A 1,031-nucleotide genomic window follows, 5' to 3' on the forward strand; every position below is an offset into this window, starting at 1 on the left:
CGAGGGGAGTACGAGAACACCTCGTTCACCTTTCTGGGGTACACGTTCCGGGGCCGGGAGGTACGACCCAGGACAGGCAAGCGATTCACCGGGTTCAACCCGGCGATCAGCAGCGACGCCTTGAAGAAGGTCAGTCGCCAGGCGCGGTCATGGCGACTGCACCGGCACACGGAACTCTCCGAAGCGGACCTCGCCGCCTGGGTCAATCCCCGGGTGCGAGGCTGGATGCAGTACTACGGCGCGTTCTACCGCTCAGCGCTGTATCCCCTCCTGACACGCATCAACGCCTACCTGATGCGCTGGCTCCGCAAGAAGCACAAGCGGCTGCGAGGACGAAAGCGAGCACAGGACGCCTGGACCCGAGCCGTCACCATGAGGCCCCGGTTCTTCGCCCACTGGGCTTGGGTCAACACCGTCCCCGCAGTCTGGTGACCAGGGCGACAAGAGCCGTATAACGAGAGATCGTTACGTACGGTTCTGTGAGAGCCGGGGGCTGCGATGCCCCCGGCTACTCGACAGCATTTTGATGCGGTTTACGTTGCCTTCGACCGCGCCGGAACTCCACTGCATCGTGAGGCCGGCGGTGACGGCGTCCCAGTCTTTGCGCAGCCCAGCCGCGAAGGATCGGATCTCGGCGATGGCGCCGTGCTCGGCTTGTTTGACCCAGGCTTCGAGGTGGGCGCCGCCGAGCGTGCGGACCAGGTCAGTGAACCCGCGGGCGAGATCACGGATAGTGACCAGGTCGGGACATAGGTCGCAGAGCCGCTGCAACTCGGCGCGATGTTCCTCGGTGAGCTTGCCGTCGGGCCGCATGATCCAGCCGGTGATGTCCCGGGCGGGCGGGACCGGCGGCGGTGCCAGGGTTGGCTGGTCGCAGCCCCGCAGGTTGATCAGGTAGCGGCGCAGGGTGCGTTCGCCGCCGCGGTAACCACGGGCGCGGATCTCGGCCAGCAACTCGGTAGTGCCGGTGATCCCGTCCTTGCAGCGTTGCTGCAGATAGCCCTTGTACCGGTCGAGGATGCTGTCGCGGG

The 1,031-nt window shown here is 66.1% G+C and carries 2 protein-coding genes; one reads left to right on the forward strand and one right to left on the reverse strand.

Annotation, left to right across the window (positions count from 1 at the left end):
- A partial coding sequence (locus tag DMB66_RS60105) for a group II intron maturase-specific domain-containing protein (protein ID WP_305028372.1) occupies positions 1-432 on the forward strand: 432 nt, incomplete at its 5' end.
- Between the two features lie 33 nt (positions 433-465).
- On the opposite strand, the gene DMB66_RS60110 is transcribed toward DMB66_RS60105, so the two are convergent.
- A partial coding sequence (locus tag DMB66_RS60110) for a transposase (protein ID WP_148112989.1) occupies positions 466-1,031 on the reverse strand: 566 nt, incomplete at its 5' end.

This window comes from Actinoplanes sp. ATCC 53533 (assembly GCF_003947245.1).